General features: G+C 37.4%; 23 protein-coding genes, 2 pseudogenes and 1 riboswitch. Of the genes and pseudogenes, 19 read left to right on the top strand and 6 right to left on the bottom strand.

What is annotated here, in order from left to right:
- Nucleotides 1–118 precede the first annotated feature (118 nt).
- The 3 genes from A5886_RS08720 to A5886_RS08710 are packed head-to-tail and all read left to right on the top strand — an operon-like array spanning nt 119 to nt 2,029.
- Complete coding sequence (locus A5886_RS08720) at nt 119–511, top strand: hypothetical protein (protein ID WP_086274598.1); 393 nt, start codon at nt 119–121, stop codon at nt 509–511.
- On the top strand, nt 508–1,377 hold the full coding sequence (locus tag A5886_RS08715; RefSeq protein ID WP_086274597.1) for a hypothetical protein: 870 nt from the start codon (nt 508–510) through the stop codon (nt 1,375–1,377). Before A5886_RS08720 ends, A5886_RS08715 begins: the two co-directional genes overlap by 4 nt.
- The gene (locus A5886_RS08710) at nt 1,370–2,029 is read left to right on the top strand and encodes an ABC transporter ATP-binding protein (RefSeq protein WP_179190013.1); all 660 of its coding nucleotides are present in this window, start codon (nt 1,370–1,372) and stop codon (nt 2,027–2,029) included. The genes A5886_RS08715 and A5886_RS08710 overlap by 8 nt, the downstream gene beginning before the upstream one ends.
- Before the next feature lie 46 nt (nt 2,030–2,075).
- On the opposite strand, the gene A5886_RS08705 is transcribed toward A5886_RS08710, so the two are convergent.
- The 3 genes from A5886_RS08705 to A5886_RS08695 form a co-directional block, all read right to left on the bottom strand.
- Entirely contained in the window at nt 2,076–2,600 is a 525-nt protein-coding gene (locus A5886_RS08705; RefSeq protein ID WP_086274595.1) for a type 1 glutamine amidotransferase domain-containing protein, read from the bottom strand.
- A gap of 112 nt (nt 2,601–2,712) precedes the next feature.
- On the bottom strand, nt 2,713–3,180 hold the full coding sequence (locus A5886_RS08700; protein ID WP_086274594.1) for a hypothetical protein: 468 nt from the start codon (nt 3,178–3,180) through the stop codon (nt 2,713–2,715).
- 9 nt (nt 3,181–3,189) lie between these two features.
- Nucleotides 3,190–3,642, bottom strand: a complete 453-nt coding sequence (locus tag A5886_RS08695) for a TMEM175 family protein (protein WP_179190012.1) — start codon at nt 3,640–3,642, stop codon at nt 3,190–3,192.
- Nucleotides 3,643–3,786: 144 nt separating this feature from the next.
- Between A5886_RS08695 and A5886_RS08690 the strand changes: the two genes are divergently transcribed.
- The 4 genes from A5886_RS08690 to rlmD all read left to right on the top strand — a co-directional run bounded on the left by A5886_RS08690 (nt 3,787) and on the right by rlmD (nt 8,374).
- Nucleotides 3,787–4,059, top strand: a complete 273-nt coding sequence (locus A5886_RS08690) for a UPF0223 family protein (RefSeq protein WP_086274592.1) — start codon at nt 3,787–3,789, stop codon at nt 4,057–4,059.
- An 18-nt stretch (nt 4,060–4,077) separates the two neighbouring features.
- Nucleotides 4,078–4,845, top strand: a complete 768-nt coding sequence (locus A5886_RS08685) for an inositol monophosphatase family protein (RefSeq protein ID WP_086274591.1) — start codon at nt 4,078–4,080, stop codon at nt 4,843–4,845.
- A 205-nt stretch (nt 4,846–5,050) separates the two neighbouring features.
- Nucleotides 5,051–6,877 (top strand): translational GTPase TypA, encoded by a 1,827-nt coding sequence (typA, locus tag A5886_RS08675; protein ID WP_086274590.1) that lies wholly within the window; start codon nt 5,051–5,053, stop codon nt 6,875–6,877.
- Between the two features lie 132 nt (nt 6,878–7,009).
- Complete coding sequence (rlmD, locus tag A5886_RS08670) at nt 7,010–8,374, top strand: 23S rRNA (uracil(1939)-C(5))-methyltransferase RlmD (RefSeq protein ID WP_086274589.1); 1,365 nt, start codon at nt 7,010–7,012, stop codon at nt 8,372–8,374.
- 495 nt (nt 8,375–8,869) lie between these two features.
- Here the strand turns inward: rlmD and A5886_RS08665 are convergent.
- Nucleotides 8,870–9,220 (bottom strand): annotated as a pseudogene (locus A5886_RS08665) (IS3 family transposase); the annotation flags it as partial.
- 666 nt (nt 9,221–9,886) lie between these two features.
- Nucleotides 9,887–9,988: riboswitch (THF riboswitch) on the top strand.
- 26 nt (nt 9,989–10,014) lie between these two features.
- On the opposite strand from A5886_RS08665, the gene A5886_RS08660 reads away from it, so the two are divergent.
- The 12 genes and pseudogenes from A5886_RS08660 to A5886_RS08605 all read left to right on the top strand — a co-directional run bounded on the left by A5886_RS08660 (nt 10,015) and on the right by A5886_RS08605 (nt 17,782).
- Nucleotides 10,015–10,545, top strand: a complete 531-nt coding sequence (locus tag A5886_RS08660; RefSeq protein WP_179190010.1) for a folate family ECF transporter S component — start codon at nt 10,015–10,017, stop codon at nt 10,543–10,545.
- 233 nt (nt 10,546–10,778) lie between these two features.
- Nucleotides 10,779–11,771, top strand: a complete 993-nt coding sequence (locus A5886_RS08655) for an ABC transporter ATP-binding protein (protein WP_086274586.1) — start codon at nt 10,779–10,781, stop codon at nt 11,769–11,771.
- A 33-nt stretch (nt 11,772–11,804) separates the two neighbouring features.
- The gene (locus tag A5886_RS08650) at nt 11,805–12,587 is read left to right on the top strand and encodes a hypothetical protein (RefSeq protein ID WP_086274585.1); all 783 of its coding nucleotides are present in this window, start codon (nt 11,805–11,807) and stop codon (nt 12,585–12,587) included.
- A gap of 3 nt (nt 12,588–12,590) precedes the next feature.
- Nucleotides 12,591–13,367 (top strand): ABC transporter permease, encoded by a 777-nt coding sequence (locus tag A5886_RS08645; RefSeq protein ID WP_086274584.1) that lies wholly within the window; start codon nt 12,591–12,593, stop codon nt 13,365–13,367.
- Nucleotides 13,368–13,377: 10 nt separating this feature from the next.
- Complete coding sequence (gene folB / locus A5886_RS08640; RefSeq protein ID WP_086274583.1) at nt 13,378–13,728, top strand: dihydroneopterin aldolase; 351 nt, start codon at nt 13,378–13,380, stop codon at nt 13,726–13,728.
- A gap of 3 nt (nt 13,729–13,731) precedes the next feature.
- Nucleotides 13,732–14,223 (top strand): 2-amino-4-hydroxy-6-hydroxymethyldihydropteridine diphosphokinase, encoded by a 492-nt coding sequence (gene folK, locus A5886_RS08635; RefSeq protein WP_086274582.1) that lies wholly within the window; start codon nt 13,732–13,734, stop codon nt 14,221–14,223.
- A 142-nt stretch (nt 14,224–14,365) separates the two neighbouring features.
- Nucleotides 14,366–14,938 carry a GTP cyclohydrolase I FolE gene (folE, locus tag A5886_RS08630; RefSeq protein WP_086274581.1) on the top strand — a complete coding sequence of 191 codons (573 nt, stop codon included), beginning with the start codon at nt 14,366–14,368 and terminating at the stop codon, nt 14,936–14,938.
- A gap of 54 nt (nt 14,939–14,992) precedes the next feature.
- Nucleotides 14,993–15,736 carry a dihydropteroate synthase gene (locus A5886_RS08625; RefSeq protein WP_086274580.1) on the top strand — a complete coding sequence of 248 codons (744 nt, stop codon included), beginning with the start codon at nt 14,993–14,995 and terminating at the stop codon, nt 15,734–15,736.
- 5 nt (nt 15,737–15,741) lie between these two features.
- Nucleotides 15,742–16,077 carry a dihydropteroate synthase gene (locus tag A5886_RS08620; RefSeq protein WP_086274579.1) on the top strand — a complete coding sequence of 112 codons (336 nt, stop codon included), beginning with the start codon at nt 15,742–15,744 and terminating at the stop codon, nt 16,075–16,077.
- Between the two features lies 1 nt (nt 16,078).
- Nucleotides 16,079–16,600, top strand: coding sequence for an NUDIX domain-containing protein (locus A5886_RS08615; protein WP_179190009.1), 522 nt, complete (start codon nt 16,079–16,081; stop codon nt 16,598–16,600).
- Between the two features lie 113 nt (nt 16,601–16,713).
- Nucleotides 16,714–16,959: pseudogene (locus tag A5886_RS16210) on the top strand (IS3 family transposase); the annotation flags it as partial.
- A gap of 268 nt (nt 16,960–17,227) precedes the next feature.
- Entirely contained in the window at nt 17,228–17,782 is a 555-nt protein-coding gene (locus tag A5886_RS08605) for a cysteine hydrolase family protein (protein WP_086274576.1), read from the top strand.
- Nucleotides 17,783–17,836: 54 nt separating this feature from the next.
- On the opposite strand, the gene floT is transcribed toward A5886_RS08605, so the two are convergent.
- Nucleotides 17,837–19,288 carry a flotillin lipid rafts scaffold protein FloT gene (floT, locus tag A5886_RS08600; RefSeq protein ID WP_086274575.1) on the bottom strand — a complete coding sequence of 484 codons (1,452 nt, stop codon included), beginning with the start codon at nt 19,286–19,288 and terminating at the stop codon, nt 17,837–17,839.
- Nucleotides 19,289–19,301: 13 nt separating this feature from the next.
- On the bottom strand, nt 19,302–19,829 hold the full coding sequence (locus A5886_RS08595; RefSeq protein ID WP_086274574.1) for an NfeD family protein: 528 nt from the start codon (nt 19,827–19,829) through the stop codon (nt 19,302–19,304).
- Nucleotides 19,830–19,944: the final 115 nt, after the last annotated feature.

The raw sequence follows: 19,944 nt of genomic DNA, 5'->3' as shown, positions 1-19,944 counted from the left end.
GATTTAATAGTAATTAGAATGAACATGTTTTAGCAGCGTGTCAATGAATCGGATAGGAAAGCGCAATTTTTGTATTCAAAAGTTGCGCTTTTTATGCGTTGTCAATAAAGGAGGGAACATGAATATAGTCCAAGTATTTAAAATCTTTCTATTAAATCTGTATACAATTTTATTGATTGCTATGTTTCTTTCTGTTAAGGAACAGCGATTAACATTTTTATCTATTATTTTCTTCATTGTATTAAATATCAGCATCTCTGCATTGATTACGCTAGCAAACAAAAAAGTATTACAAATAAAATATATCGTTGGGCTGTCGAGGCGGAAAATTATGAACTATTTGTATTGGATTGATGGCTTGTCCATAGTTGCCAGTTTAACTCTCGTTGGCGGTTGCATTGTTTTATTTCGTATGCCGAGAGAAATCCTTCTTTATTTAGGATATACAACCATCATCGTTTTCGTTTTAAAGGCAATCGTTATGAAAATAATCGTTGGGAGGTTTTTATGAAAAGAATAAATGTATTGATTTTCAAGAAAAGATTTTATTTGTTTGCTATTCTATGTCTCTCCTCTTTTTTTATGAATCTGTTTCTTTGGAATGAAACGACGCAGTTGATAAGGGCACAACCTGTTATGAACAGATTAAAACATTTATCCGCCAATAACATATATTTGATTAATTATGTGCCTGACGCGGATGGAAATGGTGCTATTAAAGAGCTGAGTGATCAAGACAGAGCAGATATAGCCTCTTTTTTACTCACATTTCAACAGTATCTTTATAGTGGTACAGCGCGCTATCTTCATGAAAATAATTTTGATACTAGTTCACTCACGGTAATCAGCAAGTCTGATATTGAGCGTAATGTGAAGGATCTGTATGTAGATATTGCTTTTATGAATAATATGTTTTTATTGGAACCGCCTTCGGATATACGCACAAAATTTGAAGATCACTCAATCTCTATAAAAGGCACCTTTACTCAGCAATCTATGTCTGACAGGTACCAGAACGAATACAAGTATTATTTTGGTAACTTTTTGTTTGGTTTGAGTGTGTCAGGGGTTCTGCTATCATTTGGTCTTTTGATCATCTATTTGCTGGTTAGTTCTAGTGTAGCTATTTTTTCTGAAGAACTAAGGCTATTAAGAATGATAGGTCTACCGCGTATAAAAATAAGAAGAAATATTGAATGGTTATTTGCAATGCCAATTCTATTTTCTGCTATTGTTTTCATCATATTCATCAACAATATTGGCTTTGACATGATCATAGAGGATTACATATATATAACTTTCTTGAACATGCTATTGTGTTTTATTTCAAAGTTCATGGTAGATAGAAAATTGAAAAAAGGAGTTTATGATGATTAGAATAGATGGACTAACAAAATACTATCATAAGAAGCCACTCTTGATAAATACAAGTTTCATTGCAGAAAAAGGGCAAATTACGTTATTGACAGGTAAATCAGGAGCAGGAAAGACTACTTTATTAAATATTATAGCAGGTTTACAAGCATTTGATTCTGGTACCTACTGGATAAATGATGATAAAATCGATGTGCGTAACGATCAATGGATGAGCCAATTTAGAAACAAGGAGATAGGCTATATTGTCCAGGACTATGCGCTGATTAGCGATTATTCAGTTTTGGAAAATATTCTATTGACTTCATTCTACAACAAAAACCATAACAAACAGGATGCACTTGATAAAGCGACTCAACTTGCCAAAAATTTTGGCTTGTCAGAAATCTTGGATAAGAAAGTGAAACGCATTTCTGGTGGTCAAAAACAAAGAACTGCGATCGCGCGGAGTTTGATTTTAGACCCTTCGATTATTCTAGCTGATGAACCAACAACTCATCTGGATGAAGAAAATTTCAAATTGATTATGCAATTGTTTGAATCGTTAAAAGAAGCCAATACATTGCTTATTATCGCAACCCATGATGACAGGATAAAACTGATTGCAGATAAAATATATCGAATTGAGGACTGTTTGCTTAAGCAACAATCTTGAGTGGCTTGAATGCATAGAAAAAACCGCCAAAATCAGCGGTTTTTTCTTATTTTTTTTCTAATACTGCGATGAATTCACGCATATAATCAGGTAGATCCGGTGGTCGGCGGCTTGATACGATATGACCATCTGTGACAGCTGGTGTATCGACCCAGGTTGCGCCAGCATTTGTCATATCATCTTTGATACCAGGCGTACTGGTCACGGTTTTGCCTTGCAATATGTTGGCAGAGATCAAGACCCAGCCAGCGTGACAGATTTGACCGATGATTTTTTCATCTTTGTCCATCTCTTGTACAAAAGCAATCACTTCTGGGAAACGGCGTAATTTATCCGGTGCCCAACCGCCGGGAACCAATATCGCATCATAATCGGCAGCTTTGATATCCGTAAAAGCGTAAGCAGATTCAGCAGGAACGCCGTATTTACCAGTATAAGTTTTATGGGCTTCTTGACCAACCAAGTCAACTTGAGCGCCTTCTTCACGTAGCCGATGTACGGGGTACCACAATTCTAAATCTTCAAAATCGTTGTCAACAAGGGCAATGATTTTTTTGTCTTCTAAACGCACAGCTATTCCTCCTTTTTTGTATGATGTAAGTGTAACAAAAGCACAAACAAACAACAAAATATCCGCTTAAAAAAACCGTCGATACAACGAGTATCAACGGTTTGGTTTCAAATCAATGTTTGGGCTTGCGGTCTTGACGTGATTGACGTCGTCTTGTTTCTGAAGTGACACGTGCTAGGGTTTTCTCTGCTTTATTTTTTTCATTTTGCAATCGCCGTTGTTCCATTTCCAAATGCGCGCGCTCTTGTTCATTGGTTGAAGCGGCCAAGCGGCGATTGGTCTCAGCTAGCTTATTTTCTAACTGCTGCTGCCAATTATGATTGAACTGAATCCACCACTGCGGATCCGAAAAATCTTCTGCTCGACCATTTTCACCATTGGCCAGAATTTGTCTGTAGCGTGCCAGTGAATGGCCCATTGGTTGCCGCCATTGTTGTAAATAATAGTCTCGTTGATCGTCATTCATTTGTTCAATATAAGTATCCTCTTCTAGATCAATCATATTTTGCAAAAAGCCCAAAATCGGCAGAATCAAATAAATGATCAACCCAAAACGAGGGAAGAAAAAGGCAATCACCAATAGTAAGATTCAAAAAATCAGCATCATTCGCTGCCGCTGCCGTTCTTTATTTTGGATGAAGGAAGACTGTTGCTGCGTTTGTTTGGTCAGCGACAGTAAAAGATAGGTCCATAAAGCAGTTACGATAAAACTTAGCAGTCCATAGATCAAGACAACTTGTTGATTGGTATCTTCGATCAACAAACGGGTAAACGTCGGAATCAAAGACATAAAAAATAAGAAAAACATATAAAAAACGAAATCTTTGTTGCTGATTTTCTCGATTTTATTAAAAACACCAGCACCTTGATACCAAAGATCAGCAACAAAACAAAAGCTAATAAAATAAATACCGATAGCCCGCAGCAATTCCCAGACTTCGATCGTTCCAGATTGGGTCAATTGTATGGGTAACTCCAATACGATAATAGTAATGATGATCGCGATGATCGCGTCACCAAAAGCAACGATTCTTTCTTTCATATAAAGGACCTTTCTTCTTGAAGATGACTCTATTTTGGCACAGAATCGCCAAAAAAAGAAATCACTCATTTCGCAACCAGAGATTTTCCGTCTTCAAACAGTTTTATGGTACACTAGAAGAGAAAGAAAATAGAGGTGAAGACAATGCGGGATTATCAATATCCGCTTGATTTGGACTGGACCACAGAAGAGATGGTCGCTGTCATGAAACTATGGGATCAATTGGAACAAGCATATGAAAAAGGCATCGATGCCAATGACTTTTTGACGACTTATCAGGCATTCAAGAAGGTGGTACCAAGTATTGGTGAGGAGCGGCGGCTAGGTCGTGAATTTGAAAACCTTTCAGGGTATTCATTGTACCAAACCGTCAAGGCTGCCAAAGAAACAAAAGGCAAACTAAAAATGAAAGCATAAGAAAGGACAGATAAAAGCATGCAAGATATCGTCAAAGCAGTACACAGCTGGATGATCGACGCTGGTGAGCAGATCAAGGAAAGTTTGAACAGAGAAGATTTATTGATAGAAACAAAATCAGGTCGTAAAGACTTAGTGACTGAAATGGATAAAGCGACCCAAGACTATCTCATTGATCAAATCATGGCCTATGATCCAGCTGCGAAGATCCTAGGAGAAGAAAACGGCTTGGATCAATTAGCAGACTTAAGCGGTCGGGTGTTCATTATCGATCCAATCGACGGTACGATGAATTTTGTGCTGGAAAAAGAGAACTTTTGTATCATGATTGCCATTTATGAGGAAGGCAAAGGCCGATTTGGCTTTGTATACAATGTCATGAAAGACGAGTTCCTATGGGGCGGTCCTGAAATCGGGGTATTCAATAATGGCAAAGAAATCAAGGCGCCTAAAAATATTGCGTTATCAGAAGGATTGGTCGGACTGAATTCGCCGATGCTGATCCATAATCGTCACCACGAGACAGACATCAGTGATCGTTCTCTTGGCATCCGGATGACAGGGTGTGCTGGCGTTGAATTGATTGCATTGGTCAAAGGGCAAAGAGCTGCGTATGTATCTCATTTGGCACCGTGGGACTATGCCCCGGGCGGTGTCTTGTTAGAAACCCTTGGTTTGAAGATGGCGAATATCTCAGGAGAACCTTTATCTCTGTCAGGGAGAGAATTATTCGTAGGCGGTACACCGCAAGCATTTGATGAGTTGATGGAATTGATGCATCAATAAGTGGATCAGGATTTAAATTGGCGATTCATTCCTCCTTAAACACGAAAGATCGACTGTAAAAAAGAATAAAATGGCAGTGAATAACAGATATTTTCCCAATATCTGTTTTTTTCTGTAAAAATGAAAACTTTACACTATATTTCAGAAAGAAATTCTGTTATAATGGCTTGTCGAGTGCAATGTCAACAAAGAAGGAGCAAATAGATTGAATTTTAGAAATGATATCCGTAACGTAGCCATTATTGCCCACGTTGACCACGGAAAAACAACATTAGTTGATGAATTATTGAAACAATCACAAACATTGGATAGCCATACGCAACTGCAAGAACGTGCGATGGATTCAAACGCGATCGAAAAAGAACGCGGTATCACGATTTTAGCCAAAAACACAGCGGTTGAATACAACGGTACCAAAATCAACATCATGGACACACCAGGACACGCGGACTTCGGTGGTGAAGTTGAGCGGATCATGAAAATGGTTGATGGGGTTGTATTGGTCGTTGATGCTTATGAAGGTACGATGCCTCAAACACGTTTCGTATTGAAAAAAGCGTTAGAACAACATTTAGTCCCAATCGTCGTTGTAAACAAAATTGACAAACCTTCAGCACGTCCAGAACATGTTGTCGATGAAGTATTAGAATTGTTTATCGAATTGGGTGCAGATGATGATCAATTGGATTTCCCAGTGATCTACGCTTCAGCAATCAATGGTACATCTAGTGAATCAGATGATCCTGCAGATCAACAAAAAACAATGGCGCCATTGTTCGACACAATCGTTGAACATATTCCAGCACCAGTAGACAATAGCGATGAACCTTTACAATTCCAAGTATCATTACTTGATTATAACGACTATGTTGGTCGTATCGGGATTGGCCGTGTTTTCCGTGGCGCAATCAAAGTCGGCGACCAAGTTGCATTGATGAAATTAGATGGAACAGTCAAGAAATTCCGTGTCACTAAATTATTCGGTTTCTTTGGTTTGAAACGTTTGGAAATCCAAGAAGCCAAAGCTGGTGATTTGATTGCCGTTTCAGGTATGGAAGACATTTTCGTTGGTGAAACTGTTACACCGATCGACCATCAAGATTCATTGCCAGTATTACACATTGACGAACCAACATTGCAAATGACATTTATCGTAAACAACTCACCTTTTGCAGGTCGTGAAGGTAAATTTGTCACTGCAAGAAAAATTGAAGAACGCTTGATGGCACAATTGCAAACAGACGTATCATTGCGTGTTGATCCAATCGGACCAGACGCATGGACTGTTTCTGGTCGTGGCGAATTGCATTTGTCGATCTTGATCGAAAATATGCGTCGTGAAGGCTTTGAATTGCAAGTATCACGTCCTGAAGTCATCGAACGCGAAATCGATGGCGTCAAATGTGAACCTTTTGAACGCGTACAAATCGATACACCAGAAGAATATATGGGTTCAGTTATCGAATCATTAGGGTTACGTAAAGCTGAAATGCAAGACATGATCAACACAGGTAATGGACAAGTAAGAATCATCTTCTTGGCACCAGCACGTGGCTTGATCGGCTATACCACAGAATTCTTATCGATGACTCGTGGTTACGGCATCATGCACCATACCTTTGATCAATATCTACCAATGATCCAAGGCCAAATCGGCGGCCGTCATCATGGTGCTTTGGTATCGATCGATACAGGAAAAGCAACGACTTACTCAATCATGAGTATCGAAGAACGTGGAACTGTCTTTGTAGAACCCGGTACGGATGTCTATGAAGGCATGATCATTGGTGAAAACTCTCGTGACAACGACTTAACAGTCAATATCACAAGAGCGAAACAAATGACCAACGTCCGTTCAGCAAACAAAGACCAAACATCAGTCATCAAGAAACCAAGAATTCTTTCACTTGAAGAATCATTAGAATTCTTGAATGAAGATGAATACTGTGAAGTAACACCAGAAAGCATCCGTTTGAGAAAACAAATCTTGAACAAGAGCGAACGTGAAAAATCACAGAAAAAGAAAAAATAGGCTGATCATTCAGCCCGCTAAAGTCAGAGCGAAATGCTCTGGCTTTTTTTACGGCAGTCAGATGAGCAGCAACCCTTGCAATTTCTTCATAACCTTTTTAAAATGAAGAGAGCAAACGAAAAGGAGAGAGCAATGAAAAATTATCCAGTAGAAAAAAATCAAGAAATTGAAGTCGAGATCCTCGATCTTTCCCATGAAGGAAACGGTATTGCGAAAGTCGATGGCTATTTATTGTTTATTGAAAATACCTTGCCAAAAGAAAAAATCGTAGCCAAAGTTTTGAAAGTCGGCAATAAGTTCGGCTTTGCCAAAGCAATCAAATTTTTGGAAACCAGCCCTGATCGTCAAGAACTGCCGAATGAAGCATTGCTGCGTACAGGTATTGCTCCATTAAGTCATTTAAGCTATGACAAACAATTGGTATTCAAACAACAACAAGTTGAAAATGTCTTGACCAAAATCGCGAAACTCAATGTACCAGTCTTGCCGCCAATCGGCATGGAGCAACCATTTGGCTACCGCAACAAAGCGCAGATTCCAGTCCAAAAAATCCATGGAGAATTGACAACTGGTTTTTATCGGAAGAATAGTCACACGTTGGTCCCAATTGAAGACTTTTATATCCAAGATCCGCAAATCGATCAAGCAATCATCAAAATCAGAAACATTCTGCAACGCTTCAATGTGAAAGCCTACAATGAAGAAGCACATGAAGGATTTTTACGTCACATCGTTGTACGCCGCGGTCATCATTCAGGCGAGATGATGGTTGTGTTGGTGACAAGAAAGCCTAAATTCTTCAAAGGAGAAGAAATCGCGACAGTGATCCACGATGAAATTCCGGAAGTGGTATCTGTTATCCAAAATATCAATGAAGAAAAAACCAATGTCATTTTAGGCGAGTTTGGCCGTGTGCTATATGGCAAAGAAACGATTGAAGATCAGCTATTGGGCAAAACCTTCCAAATCTCAGCGAAATCATTCTATCAAGTCAACACAGAAATGACCGAAGTATTGTACCAAAAAGCTTTTGAAATGGCTGCATTGCAACCTGATGATGTCGTTGTTGATGCTTATGCCGGGATCGGTACGATCGGTATCAGCTTGGCAGACAAAGTCAGTGAAGTGTTGGGGATGGAAGTTATTCCTGAAGCGGTAAATGATGCCAAAGCGAATGCCAAACGAAATGGTGTTGAAAACGTCCATTATTTCGTCGGCAAAGCTGAAAAAATCATGCCGCAATGGCTACGTGAAGGTATCCAGCCAACTGTAGTCTTCGTCGATCCACCACGCAAAGGATTGGATGCGTCATTCATCGAAACCACTGCAGCGGTCAGTCCAGAACGGATTATCTATATCTCATGTAATCCAGCAACATTGGCCCGTGATTTGGCATTGTTTTCAGAACAAGGATATGAAACGAAACAAGTACAACCTGTTGATTTGTTCCCGCAGACCACGCATGTGGAGTGTGTCGTGTTGCTACAAAGACAATAAGGCTTGAAATCCTTAATTTTATGCAATTCCACAGGCATGTAGTAATCACAGTTGAGGTGATAAATTACGGAATAAAGAGATCAGAGACTTTATAAATGTTTCAGTAGTTGTAGACCTAGAGTGTGGAAATACAAGAAACGAAAATTAAATAAATAAGGAATATACTTCCAAACAACTTTAGACGTTTCTGTAAAAAGAAGCGTCTTTTTTGTAGTGTGCCAGGCATGGCAACAATCTACGTGATGAATCTCTATGGGGGGACACATCCACCAACCATTAGGGAAGCGCAAAGGGTGTAGCGTGAGGTACTGGCTGAAGGAAGCGTGATACAAAATCATAAGCCGACGAAAAGAATTCTGGAATGGTAACCCTTTTTTGACAAAAATTATAATGTTTAAAAAACAGGTGCTTGTTATCTAATCCGATTGTCCTTGACAACGAGCTTTCATGGACGTTGATCAACCGTGGCGAAGCAACGATCAAAAGTATCTACCACTACGCAACGCTACCACATCTATGGTCATTAGCAAGGATTCGATACGTCAAATCCCGATTTCGAATGGCGATTGGTGTCTCATATCCTAAAGAGCCATGCAACCGAAGATGGTTCTACCAATTGACGTAATCAAATAATAGCAGTTTAAGTTGATTCAATGTATTAAATGTATTTGGATACACAAATTCTGCCTTGAATGATTTATAGGTCGAATCTGCCAATGCATTATCATAAGGACAACCTTTCTTGCTTAATGATCGTTCGATGTCAAATATCTCTAAAATCGTATCAATCAGTTTATTATCAAATTCCTTCCTTCGATTTGTATGGAAAATCTGAACCTCAGTCAAAGGACGAAGAGGCCAGTTCATATTCTCTGATGATGTCATATCTGGTTTTCCTGAGTTTAGTAAGTCGACCATTTGTTGATTGAATTCTTCTGTGTAAGTCCTTCATTTTCTTCTTTGTGACATGAAATGTTTCCTCATGTGTTTTCTTATAGTTTACACACCGTTTTTTTTAGTCTAGTTTATTGTAGCCTATCCAAATTAATAACTAACTATGAAACGCTTACTGATTTAATCATATCCATTTGCTTCTTTTTTGCACCTCACACTAAGCAAATATGAGGTACAAAAAACTGATCTCAAGGATGCTCTAGGTGAAGGAAAAATAGAATATATCGGATTAGTTTAAAAATAGGTCGTATTTTATTGTTTCGCTTATTTTTAACTGTGTTATAATCAAATTATCAGTTAATATGGGCTTTAAATGGTGATTTTTAAGCAAAAATAGCTAAATGATTTCTTGGTGTAAACATTTTCGCTTTGGGAAATCTGTCATTAGGTTTATTTCAAGAGAATAGCCGATTGTAAATAATATTACAAAAGAAAAGTAAGTTTTATCTAATTACATTCATGGAAGAGAGGAGGATTTAGTAGTAATAAGACGTTATTAGAAGTACAAAGCTATTTCAATAAAGCCTACATACTGTTTATATAGATGATTATAAAAAAATCAGAGTAGGAAATAGAACGTTTAGTGCTGAGAGGATGGGATATTGCCTTTCTGACAAAGGACAATTAGATGTTCGCGGTTTTATTTTCGCATTCGCTGCATAAAATTGTAGCAACTCTAAAAGGAGATGCTTGATATGAAAAGAAAAGTCGATGCCCATATGATCGCAACTATGGGGCTTTTGATTGCTTTGATGGTGGTCTTGTCGCAAATTTTGGGTTTTGAAACTCCATATATAAAGCTTACTTTTTCCTTTATCCCACAGATGTTGATGGCAATATTATTTGGTCCCTTTTGGACGGGGGTTGGAGCGGCCTTAGCTGATATAATTGGAATGATGATCTTTCCAAAATCCGCCTATTTTTTTGGGTTTACAATCAATGCCTTTTTAGGTGGGGTAATCTATGGTTATTTCTTTTATAAAAAAGAAATTACTTTAAAGCGAAGTTTAATCGTTGTAATATTAAGTACTTTATTAATTTCCTTCATATTAACACCAATTTGGTTATCTATAATGTTGGATATTCCATTAACAAGTTGGGCAATTTGGTCTGCTCGATTGATACGAGGAGCTATTATGGTTCCGATTCAAAGCGCTTTACTCTGCATTGTTGGTCGAGCTCTTCCCTATAAACATTTTAGAAAGTATTTTGTTTAATTTTTAATCATGAAAATATTGATTAAAAAGATGCAAGAATGAAATTTGAGGTGGTTACTTTAATTTAAAGCACAGTAAAAGAACATTCTCCTTAAAATCAGGTGTCATGATTGTTTTTTGAAGACTGTGCATATGCAAGCGAACTGTGAAACGGTCCTTTTGAGAACAGAAATAAATCATTTGTAAGAATACTATCTCTTTTGAAATTCAATAATGTGAGGGAGAGAGGGGCAATGGACATTATCTTCTCAAATATTTCTAAAGTTTATCATGTTAGAAACAGGCAAGGGAATCTTTTTAGAGATCTTTTTATCAGGAAATCGATTGAGAAAGTAGCTTTATCTGATGTCAGCTTTCAAATAAAAGAAGGAGAAATTGTCGGATACATTGGGCCCAATGGTGCTGGTAAATCAACTACGATTAAGATTATGACTGGTATTTTGAAGCCTAGTAGTGGTTTTTGTAGAGTGTTAAATGTAGATCCAACCGAAAATCGTATTCAATTTGTCAGGAAAGTTGGTGCGGTTTTTGGAAATCGTTCAAATTTAATGTGGGATTTGCCTGTTTTAGATTCCATTAACCTCATGCAAAAAATCTATAAGATTCCTCAAAAAAAATTTAAGGAAAATCGAGTGGAATTGGTTTCTTTATTAGAAATCGAAGATCTTTTATCTATACCGGTACGACAACTAAGTTTAGGGCAACGGATGAGGTGTGAGATTATTGTTGCTTTATTGCATGATCCTGAAATACTATTCTTAGATGAACCAACCCTTGGTCTTGATGCTCGTTCAAAGTTAGCTGTGCATCGGTTTATAAAAACGATTAATCTTAGGAGACGAATGACGGTTGTTTTAACGACTCATGATATGAATGATATTGAGGCGTTGACAGATCGGGTGATTATTATTGGAAAGGGAAAAAAACTTTTTGATGGAGACTTTGTTGAGATCAAGAATAGATTTGCAAACTTCAAGAAAGTAACTATTAAATTTAATGCGTCACATCAATTAAATAAAATAGTAAAAAAAATACAAGAGAACTTTGAGGAAAACATTCTATCAGAACAACCAAATGAAATGATTGCGGAGTTTCGGGAAAAATCAAGCAAGTTTAGTGAGTTACTTGCTTATCTTTCTACAAGTGAAGTGGTATGTAGTTATCAAATACAATCATTAACGATTGAAGAAATTATTGCACGCTACTATACCGAATTAGATATTTGATCCGAAAATGCTATCGAAGGGAAGGAGGTTCTAATGTATCTAGAGATTTTCATTTATCGTGCTAAGCAGATATGGCAATACAAATTAGCAATATTTTCTTCGTTGCCATTATATTTTCTTAGAGGACTTCTGTCAATTTCAATATTGATGGCGTTTAATTCTTTATCCTTGGATTTGGAACAAAGAGGAGAATTGATAAACTATATTTGGATTCAAACTTGCTTAGCGCCCTTCATCTCTTCTTGGATAATCGATAATGATTTAGCCATTCTTATTAAGAGTGGGGACATTGCATGCGATTATATGAAACCTGTCAACTTATACTGGTCATGGTTTACTCGACTAATTTCACAGCGTTTTTTTACAGGGGTTATTTCAAGTTTACCCTTACTTCTCATTGTTGGTTTTTTTCCCATAGAATATAGACTCGTTCTAACGATTTCTATGGAGAGAGGTTTCATTATTTTCTTAGCGATTTTACTCGCTTTAATTTTAAATACGGTTTTATCGTTGCTGGTTTATATTTCAGTTTTTCACACATTATCAATTATTGGCTCATTGCTGGTTTTTGGCTCAGTGGTGGAATTTTGTGGGGGATTAGTGCTTCCTTTCACGCTTTTTCCAGACTCATTGAAACAGGTACTAAGTTTATTGCCGTTTAAATATGGTATTGCATATCCGATTCAACTTGTGAGTGGGAATACTGGAGAGCTATCAGGGATATTTTTTCAAGTCATTTGGATCTTACTTTTGATCGCTTGTGGGCAAAGATGGTTAAACGCAAATTTGAAACAAATTATTGTGCAAGGGGGCTGACAAATGATTGCCTATATGACATTAGTAAAAAAAAATATTCAAGCTCAGTTTGAATATAATATTTCCACGTATTTACTGATTGCTGGTCAATTTATTGCACAGTTTACCTTTATATTCACTTTCTATTTACTTTTTCAATCATTAGGATCAATAAGAAATTATTCATTTGCACAAGCCTTGCTCGTCTATGGATGCGTTAACATCTCATATACTTGTGGTGAAATTTTAGGAAAAGGAATAAATAATATTTCAGAGCTGATCAGACAAGGCGCATTAGATATCTATTTTCTTCGACCTCAGGCCATCTTATTGCAAGTTATGGGAAGTGGTGTCGAGATTTCGAGAGTAGGTCGATTAATTCAGTCTTTTATCTTATTAGGCATGGCGCTAAATCTAAATGAAATCGAATGGAATCTCATCCAAGTTGTGACACTGTTTCTTATTGTAATCGGTGGAATTATATTATTTTTAGGGATCTACCTTTTTTTTGGATCGCTAACGTTTTTTTCAATTCAATCGATCAATATTTCCATCCTTCTGATGGGGAGTGGATCAGATTGCCTACATTATCCTGTCGATGTTATGGGGCAAAGAATCCAGCAGGTGTTAACCTATGTTTTTCCATTTGCAATAATTAATTACTATCCGTTTTTATTCATCTTTGGTAAGTCTGAGCAGGTGCTTTTTGCATTTACTCCATTGGTATCGATTCCATTTTTTATCTTGACTTTAGGTTTTTGGGTTTATTGTATCGGTCGATATTCTTCAACAGGTTCATAGGAGGAGAAAAATGTATGTAATCAAAATAAATAATATGAAGTTTCGTAGTCATATTGGTGTATTTCAAGAGGAGAAAAAGCTTGGTCAAAATTTAGAAATTGATTTAGCTGTTCAAATTAATCATTCGATTGAAGTGGATAACATTGATACTACGATTAATTATGCTCATTTTTATCAACTAGTATCAGAAGTGGTTTCAAATAGTCAAGTTGACTTGGTTGAAACCTTGGGAACAATTATAGTTACTCGTATAAAAGAAATAGATACCCGAAAGATTGCAGGTGTCAAGATAAATATCCGAAAAATCAATGTTCCAATTGAAGGGATTTTTGATTGTGTAGAACTTGAAATGGAAGGTTAAAAAATGAATCAAGTATATTTAAGTCTCGGAAGTAATCTTGGAGATCCAGTCAGTCACTTGCGAAAAGCAATTGAACTCCTTGTGAGTGATCAGCATATTTTCGTTAAGAGGATATCTCCAATTTATCAGACATCTCCTGTTGGTGGAATTGATCAATCAGATTTTTTTAATCTAGCCTTACGAATGGAAACGATCTATACATCCTCACAATTACTTGAAAAAATACAACTAATTGAGTCTCAGTTAGGTAGAAAAAGGGAAGTGAGGTGGGGACCACGAACGATAGATATTGATATTTTATATTTCAATGAAGAAGAAATTCAGTCACCATCCTTAGAGGTACCACATAAAGAGATTGGCAACCGATTGTTTGTGCTAATCCCATTACTAGATATATGTGGAATTAACTTCTATCAATATAAATATCTTAAGTCACAAATTTTAAAACTTCAATTTGACACACAAGAAATAAATCGAATAGGGAGCATAGAGTGAGGCATGTTACACCTCTACAAAATAAGGCTAAAATGATGCGACAAAACATTTAAATATTTGATTAAAATCAAATAGCATGAAAATTTATTGTTGATTACTTAACTTGAGTAGTAAAAAGGATTGAATCAAAAAGGAGGCTATAATGGATAGAGAACAAGTTACAATAGAAGATTGTGTGAGAAATATTATCAAAATTACTGGAGATAACCCGACAAGAGAAGGTTTACTTGATACACCGAAAAGAGTTGCTAAAATGTATCAGGAAATCCTTTCATCTCAAGGAGAAGATGTATTTAAAGATTATAAGATTTTTACGACAGATCCATCAAGTAATTCTCAAATGGTTTTGATCAATAACATTCCTTTTTATTCGATGTGTGAACATCATATGCTTCCCTATTTTGGTGAGGTACATGTTGGGTATATTCCAAATAAAGGGAAAATAATTGGTCTGAGTAAAATACCTAGATTGGTTGATTTTGTTTCAAAAAAATTAAGTGTTCAAGAAAATATTACCAAAGATATTGCCTTGATCTTAGAAGAAATCTTGATGCCACAGGGGACAGCTGTCGTAATAGACGCTCGACACATGTGTGTTGAAATGCGTGGGATAAAGAAAGGAAATTGTGTAACCAGGACAACGTTTTATACCGGATGTTTCAATAAGAATACAGTAGTAAGATCAGAATTTCTTCAAACGTTGAATAGAACATGATTGAGTGTAAACGATATTTAGATAGTTAGACCACATGCAAAGAAGGTGAATTCAATGATAGTAAGTGAGGTAGGAGAAAGTGACTATACTAAAATTTTAGTACAGTTTTCAGACGTAAATCATAAAGAATTGTTAGAACTAAAATTTTTAGTGAAAAAAGTTGGAGCCCGTATAGAAAAAGTTAACGGTTGTTGGCTAGTTAGCTTTAACTTAACCGAGATTGATTTCTTTATCAATGAGTGTGAGAAACTTAATTATTTTGTAAATAACATAGAGATATTAGAGAAAATATTTCAAGAAAATAGATTAGTTTGGAAAGGGAGAAACTTTAGTTTTGATTTAACTAAAAAACCTATTATTGTCTCTATAGTAAATTGTACTCCAGATTCTTTCTATAATAGTAATAACCACAACGAAATATCTAAAATTCTTCACAAGGTTGAAAAAGACTTGGTCCAAGGCGCTTCAGTGATCGAACTGGGCGGAAAATCAGTACGACCTGGATTTAAAGATATTTCACCAGAGGTAGAGTGGATGAGACTAACTCATGTCATAGAAAATATTAAGAAGTATTTTCCCAATACAGTATTATCTGTAGACACAGATAATGCTTATGTTATGATGTATGCGCTTAAGGAGTATCAAGTGGATATTATTAATGATGTAACTGGGTTTGATAACTCCAAAAAAATAGAAATAATCAAAGATTTCCAGCCGAGTTTAGTGGTCATGAATAATGGAAGAAAAAAAATCGAGTTCCGGTTACTGATCTTCCTCAATATTTTAGTAACAAACTAAGTGAATTGGAATCTATTGGTATTCAAAAAAATAAAGTTGTTATTGACCCAGGTGTGGGATTTTCTTTTGGCGGGGATGCTAAAGAGGATTTAATGAGAATTAAAATGGTCTCACAATTAAGTCAGTTAAAAGTTCCCACTATGATTGCTATCTCAAGGAAGAGCTTTTTGGGTAAATTATTTGAGATTGAGGTGAGTGGTCGGTTGCTTTCAACAATTTTATTAGAAAGTTTAATGATTAGAAATGGTGGGAGAGTTTTGCGTGTTCACGATATTGAAGAGACCAAACAGATGATTGATATAATGACTTGTTATTATGAAACTTTGGTGGGAGAGCTTTAGAATGGATATTACCAAAGAAATACTGCGCGAATTGAATTTAACGGCAACTCCTTTGTCGAATTTTACAGGTCAGGACAAACTAGCGAGAATTAAGAAATTGATTGTTGATTCTAATGGAAGAGTCTTAAGAGAAAATAACCGTAACATTCATTTATCTGCAAGTGCTGTTGTTTTTAATCAGGACACTATGTTTTTTATAGAACATCCATACTTAAAGAAAAGACTTCTGCCAGCAGGGCATGTTGAGTTTGGAGAAACACCATTAGAAACAGCAGTTAGGGAATTTAATGAAGAAACTGGATATTTTGTTATCCCTAATAAACTATATCCATTACTTGATGTAAACCTAATCAATATTCCTGAAAATACTTTTACTCAAGAACCTGCTCATACACATATCGATTTTCGGTATAAATTAAGTCTGTCGTTGAAAAAGCCAATTAGAGCAGAACTTGAAACTTACTTGATGGGTAAATATCAAGTACCAAATGAATTCTTAAAATACTTCGAGTTAGTAAAATAATGTAATGGGACATCATATTTTGTCGATTTTTTGGTCATCGTAGCACTTGGATTTTCGGGCAAAGAAATAACGAATAATCTCTGACTTTCGTTATTTCATCTGGTATAACTTGACAAGGAAGCTTCTATAATAATCCCATGGCAGAATCGACCAATAAGTCATTCAAAGCAGAATTTGTGTATCCACATACATTTAATACATTGAATCAACTTAAACTGCAATTATTTGATTACGTCAATTGGTAGAACCATCTTCGGTTGCATGGATTTTTAGGATATGAGACACCAATAGCCATTCGAAATCGGAATTTGGCATATCGAATCCTTGCTAATGACCATGGATGTGGTAGCGTTGCGTAGTGGTAGATATTTTTGATCGTTGCTTCGCCACGGTTGATCAACGTCCATGAAAGCTCGTTGTCAAGGACAATCGGATTAGATAACAAGCACCTGTTTTTTAACCTTTTAATTTTCGGCAAAAAAAGAGTTGCTATTCCAATATGACATATAATCCCAAATACAAATCATTTATCCTCCTTCTCTTGCTATATATTTGTAGTATTCACATATAGAATCGCGTACAATATGTAAAAAACGACAACATGCATCAACTACAAGGAGGAATACAATGAATACAGATACAGCTTTATTGATTATAGATGTGCAAAAAGCATTTCAAGCACCTTCTTGGGGAAACAGGAACAATCCGCAGGCAGAAGACAATATGTTGCGAATTTTAGAGGTCTGTCGTAATCAGGGATGGACGATCATTCATATCCGTCATCGCTCGGAGAATGAGCAATCTCGATTTTATATCCACCATGAAGGCTTCGAACCTCAAACAGGGTTTGAGGCTACGGCAGGTGAGAAGGTCATCGAAAAAGAGGTCAATAGCGCTTTTATCGGAACGGACTTACAAGCTTATTTGACATTACTGCAAATCAAACATGTTGTGATCATCGGTTTGACCACACCCCATTGTGTCTCTACAACCACTCGGATGAGCGGCAACCTTGGGTACCAGACCTATCTCGTTGAAGATGCTACAGCAGCCTTTGATCTGGTGGATCATCATGGACAGCTGATAGATGCAGAACAGGTTCATCAACTCACGTTGGCAACCTTACATGATGAATTTTCAACGGTGTTGTGTACGGATGAATTGCTAAAGAACATACAATAAAAATCAGCCTCTAAAATGGACGATATACCATTTTGGAGGCTGATTTTAGGTATGTTAATCTTTCTTCATCAAATCAGAAGCGCCAACAAAATTCTCTATCAGTGCTTTTACATCCAAACCAGTTGTTTCCTTTAAAGTTTCTTGGCTGGATGCCAACAGATTGGTGGCATAATTGGTCACGCGATTGGCACCGCCGCCTTCGCTTGAACCGGTATCGACAACAGATATTTTGTCGATATTGCCTAATGGAGCTGCTGCTTCTTTGACCAAAGCTGGCATGATTTCGACGATCATGCTAAGGATTGCTGCTTCGTCATATTTTTTGAAGGCTTCGGCGATTTTCTCTTTGGTTTCTGCTTCAGCAGTTCCTTTGGCCAGAGTGGTCTCCGCTTCTGCTAATCCAATCAAACGGATCTTGTCAGATTCCGCTTTGGCCATGGATTCGGTGCGGAATTTCTCCGCTTCTGTCGTGGCTTGCGCTAGGCTCTTTTTCGCCAAAGCGTCTTGTTCAAGGGCATAGCGGTCGGCATCAGCTTTCTTTTTGACTTCGGCATCGTACTGCCGTTCACGTCTTTGAATCTCTTTTTCTTCCAATTCGATTTGCTTTTGTCGCTCGATGACTTGGACTTCGATTTCTTGTGCAACGACTTGTTGTTTGATGATCGCACTTTGCAGGTGATAAGCTTGGTCCGCATCAGCTTTGGCAATATCTTGTTCTTTCTTATAGAGTGCCAGCTTTAATTCTTTTTCTTTCAATGCTTCAGCGATTTCTGTCAATCGCTTTGATTCGGCTGTTTGTGATTCTTGTTCTGAGCGGGCTTTTTTGATTCGGGTTTCTTTCAGTGCTTCGGCTTCTGCAATTTCTGCATCTCGTTTGACTTGCGCGATACGTGGTTTTCCTAGTGAATCGAGGTAACCATTCTTATCCCGAACTTCCTTAATGGTAAAGGAAACGATGATCAGTCCCATTTTCGCCAAATCAACAGAGGCTACTTCTTGGACGCTCTGACTGAACTTATCGCGATTTTGATAGATTTCTTCAACGGTCATTGAGCCAAGGATCGAGCGAAGATGACCTTCTAAGACTTCTCTGGCTTCATTTTCCAATTCATCTCGCGTCTTTCCGAGAAATTGCTCGGCTGCTGTGGCGATTTCTTCAACTGATGAACCGATCTTGATGATCGATGTGCCATCGCACATGACTGGCACGCCTTGTTCGGTATAGACTTCAGGCGTGGAAACATCAAGTTTGCTGGACAATAAGCTGATGCGATTTGATCGCTGGAAGACTGGGAGGACAAACGCACCACCGCCACGAACGATCTTGATGCGATTGTTGCTTTCATCAGCATGGACATTTTTCTTGCCCAAATAACTGCCGCTAATGATCAATGCTTCATCGGGTTTGGCCGTTTGGTACTTTGATACGAAAACAATCAGCAACATCAGGAGAATAAACAATAGTAACGCGATTGGAATGAACAATGTTGAGTATAGAATTGACATAGAACCACCTCTTTTAAAGTTTTAGTTGTTGGTCGACGTAGGGTACGACATAACAGACCCGGTCTTTGACTTCGATAATCAAAACACTCGTCCCGGCTGCCAACGGTTCTTCAATGGGTTGGAAGGCGGCGGCTGGTCGATTGGTCGAGCCAGTCACACTGGTCAATTGGATCTCACCAAGACCTTGACAGGGGATAGGGGTCAGTATGGTGGCCACGCGGCCTTCAAAACTTTTTTCAGAACTAGACAATGTGGATTCGGCTTGGCGTAATGGGACTAAGATGTAAAAGTTTAACAGGAAAACCAGACCGGTGGATAAAGCGCTGCTGATCAGGAAGATACTCGTTGAGGAAAGTGTGAACCATTGTTCGCCGATGTAACCGAGTAAACTGAGAAAGGCGATCCATGGAATGATCAACATTGGATCAATTGGACCATCGAAATCAAAGACATCACCGAAAATCAGCAAAACCACCGCTAAAAAAGCACAAATGAGTAACAGTGTAAAATAGATTTGCTCTGGGGCATAGCTCTGGAGCACGTATCATACCTCCTTTCATACTTATTGGACTAGCCAGATAACAATCAATCACCAAAAAAAATGTAGAAGATTGGTAAGAATGGATTGTAAGCGATGTCCTACTTCTATTATATGC

Origin of the sequence: Candidatus Enterococcus testudinis (genome assembly GCF_002140915.1) — a bacterium.
Lineage (GTDB): Bacteria > Bacillota > Bacilli > Lactobacillales > Enterococcaceae > Enterococcus_D > Enterococcus_D testudinis.
The sequence above is the reverse complement of the archived record's forward strand: the minus strand, read 5'-3'. Positions and strand labels throughout refer to the sequence as shown.

Bases quoted from the DNA above. Each gene is read 5' to 3' on its own strand.
- floT (WP_086274575.1), bottom strand. From the start codon at position 19,288: ATGTCAATTCTATACTCAACATTGTTCATTCCAATCGCGTTACTATTG.
- A5886_RS08625 (WP_086274580.1), top strand. From the start codon at position 14,993: ATGATAGTAAGTGAGGTAGGAGAAAGTGACTATACTAAAATTTTAGTA.
- folE (WP_086274581.1), top strand. From the start codon at position 14,366: ATGGATAGAGAACAAGTTACAATAGAAGATTGTGTGAGAAATATTATC.
- A5886_RS08650 (WP_086274585.1), top strand. From the start codon at position 11,805: ATGTATCTAGAGATTTTCATTTATCGTGCTAAGCAGATATGGCAATAC.
- A5886_RS08695 (WP_179190012.1), bottom strand. From the start codon at position 3,642: ATGAAAGAAAGAATCGTTGCTTTTGGTGACGCGATCATCGCGATCATC.
- rlmD (WP_086274589.1), top strand. From the start codon at position 7,010: ATGAAAAATTATCCAGTAGAAAAAAATCAAGAAATTGAAGTCGAGATC.
- A5886_RS08645 (WP_086274584.1), top strand. From the start codon at position 12,591: ATGATTGCCTATATGACATTAGTAAAAAAAAATATTCAAGCTCAGTTT.
- A5886_RS08605 (WP_086274576.1), top strand. From the start codon at position 17,228: ATGAATACAGATACAGCTTTATTGATTATAGATGTGCAAAAAGCATTT.
- A5886_RS08615 (WP_179190009.1), top strand. From the start codon at position 16,079: ATGGATATTACCAAAGAAATACTGCGCGAATTGAATTTAACGGCAACT.
- folB (WP_086274583.1), top strand. From the start codon at position 13,378: ATGTATGTAATCAAAATAAATAATATGAAGTTTCGTAGTCATATTGGT.
- A5886_RS08720 (WP_086274598.1), top strand. From the start codon at position 119: ATGAATATAGTCCAAGTATTTAAAATCTTTCTATTAAATCTGTATACA.
- folK (WP_086274582.1), top strand. From the start codon at position 13,732: ATGAATCAAGTATATTTAAGTCTCGGAAGTAATCTTGGAGATCCAGTC.
- A5886_RS08660 (WP_179190010.1), top strand. From the start codon at position 10,015: ATGCTTGATATGAAAAGAAAAGTCGATGCCCATATGATCGCAACTATG.
- A5886_RS08715 (WP_086274597.1), top strand. From the start codon at position 508: ATGAAAAGAATAAATGTATTGATTTTCAAGAAAAGATTTTATTTGTTT.
- A5886_RS08655 (WP_086274586.1), top strand. From the start codon at position 10,779: ATGGACATTATCTTCTCAAATATTTCTAAAGTTTATCATGTTAGAAAC.
- A5886_RS08690 (WP_086274592.1), top strand. From the start codon at position 3,787: ATGCGGGATTATCAATATCCGCTTGATTTGGACTGGACCACAGAAGAG.
- A5886_RS08710 (WP_179190013.1), top strand. From the start codon at position 1,370: ATGATTAGAATAGATGGACTAACAAAATACTATCATAAGAAGCCACTC.
- A5886_RS08685 (WP_086274591.1), top strand. From the start codon at position 4,078: ATGCAAGATATCGTCAAAGCAGTACACAGCTGGATGATCGACGCTGGT.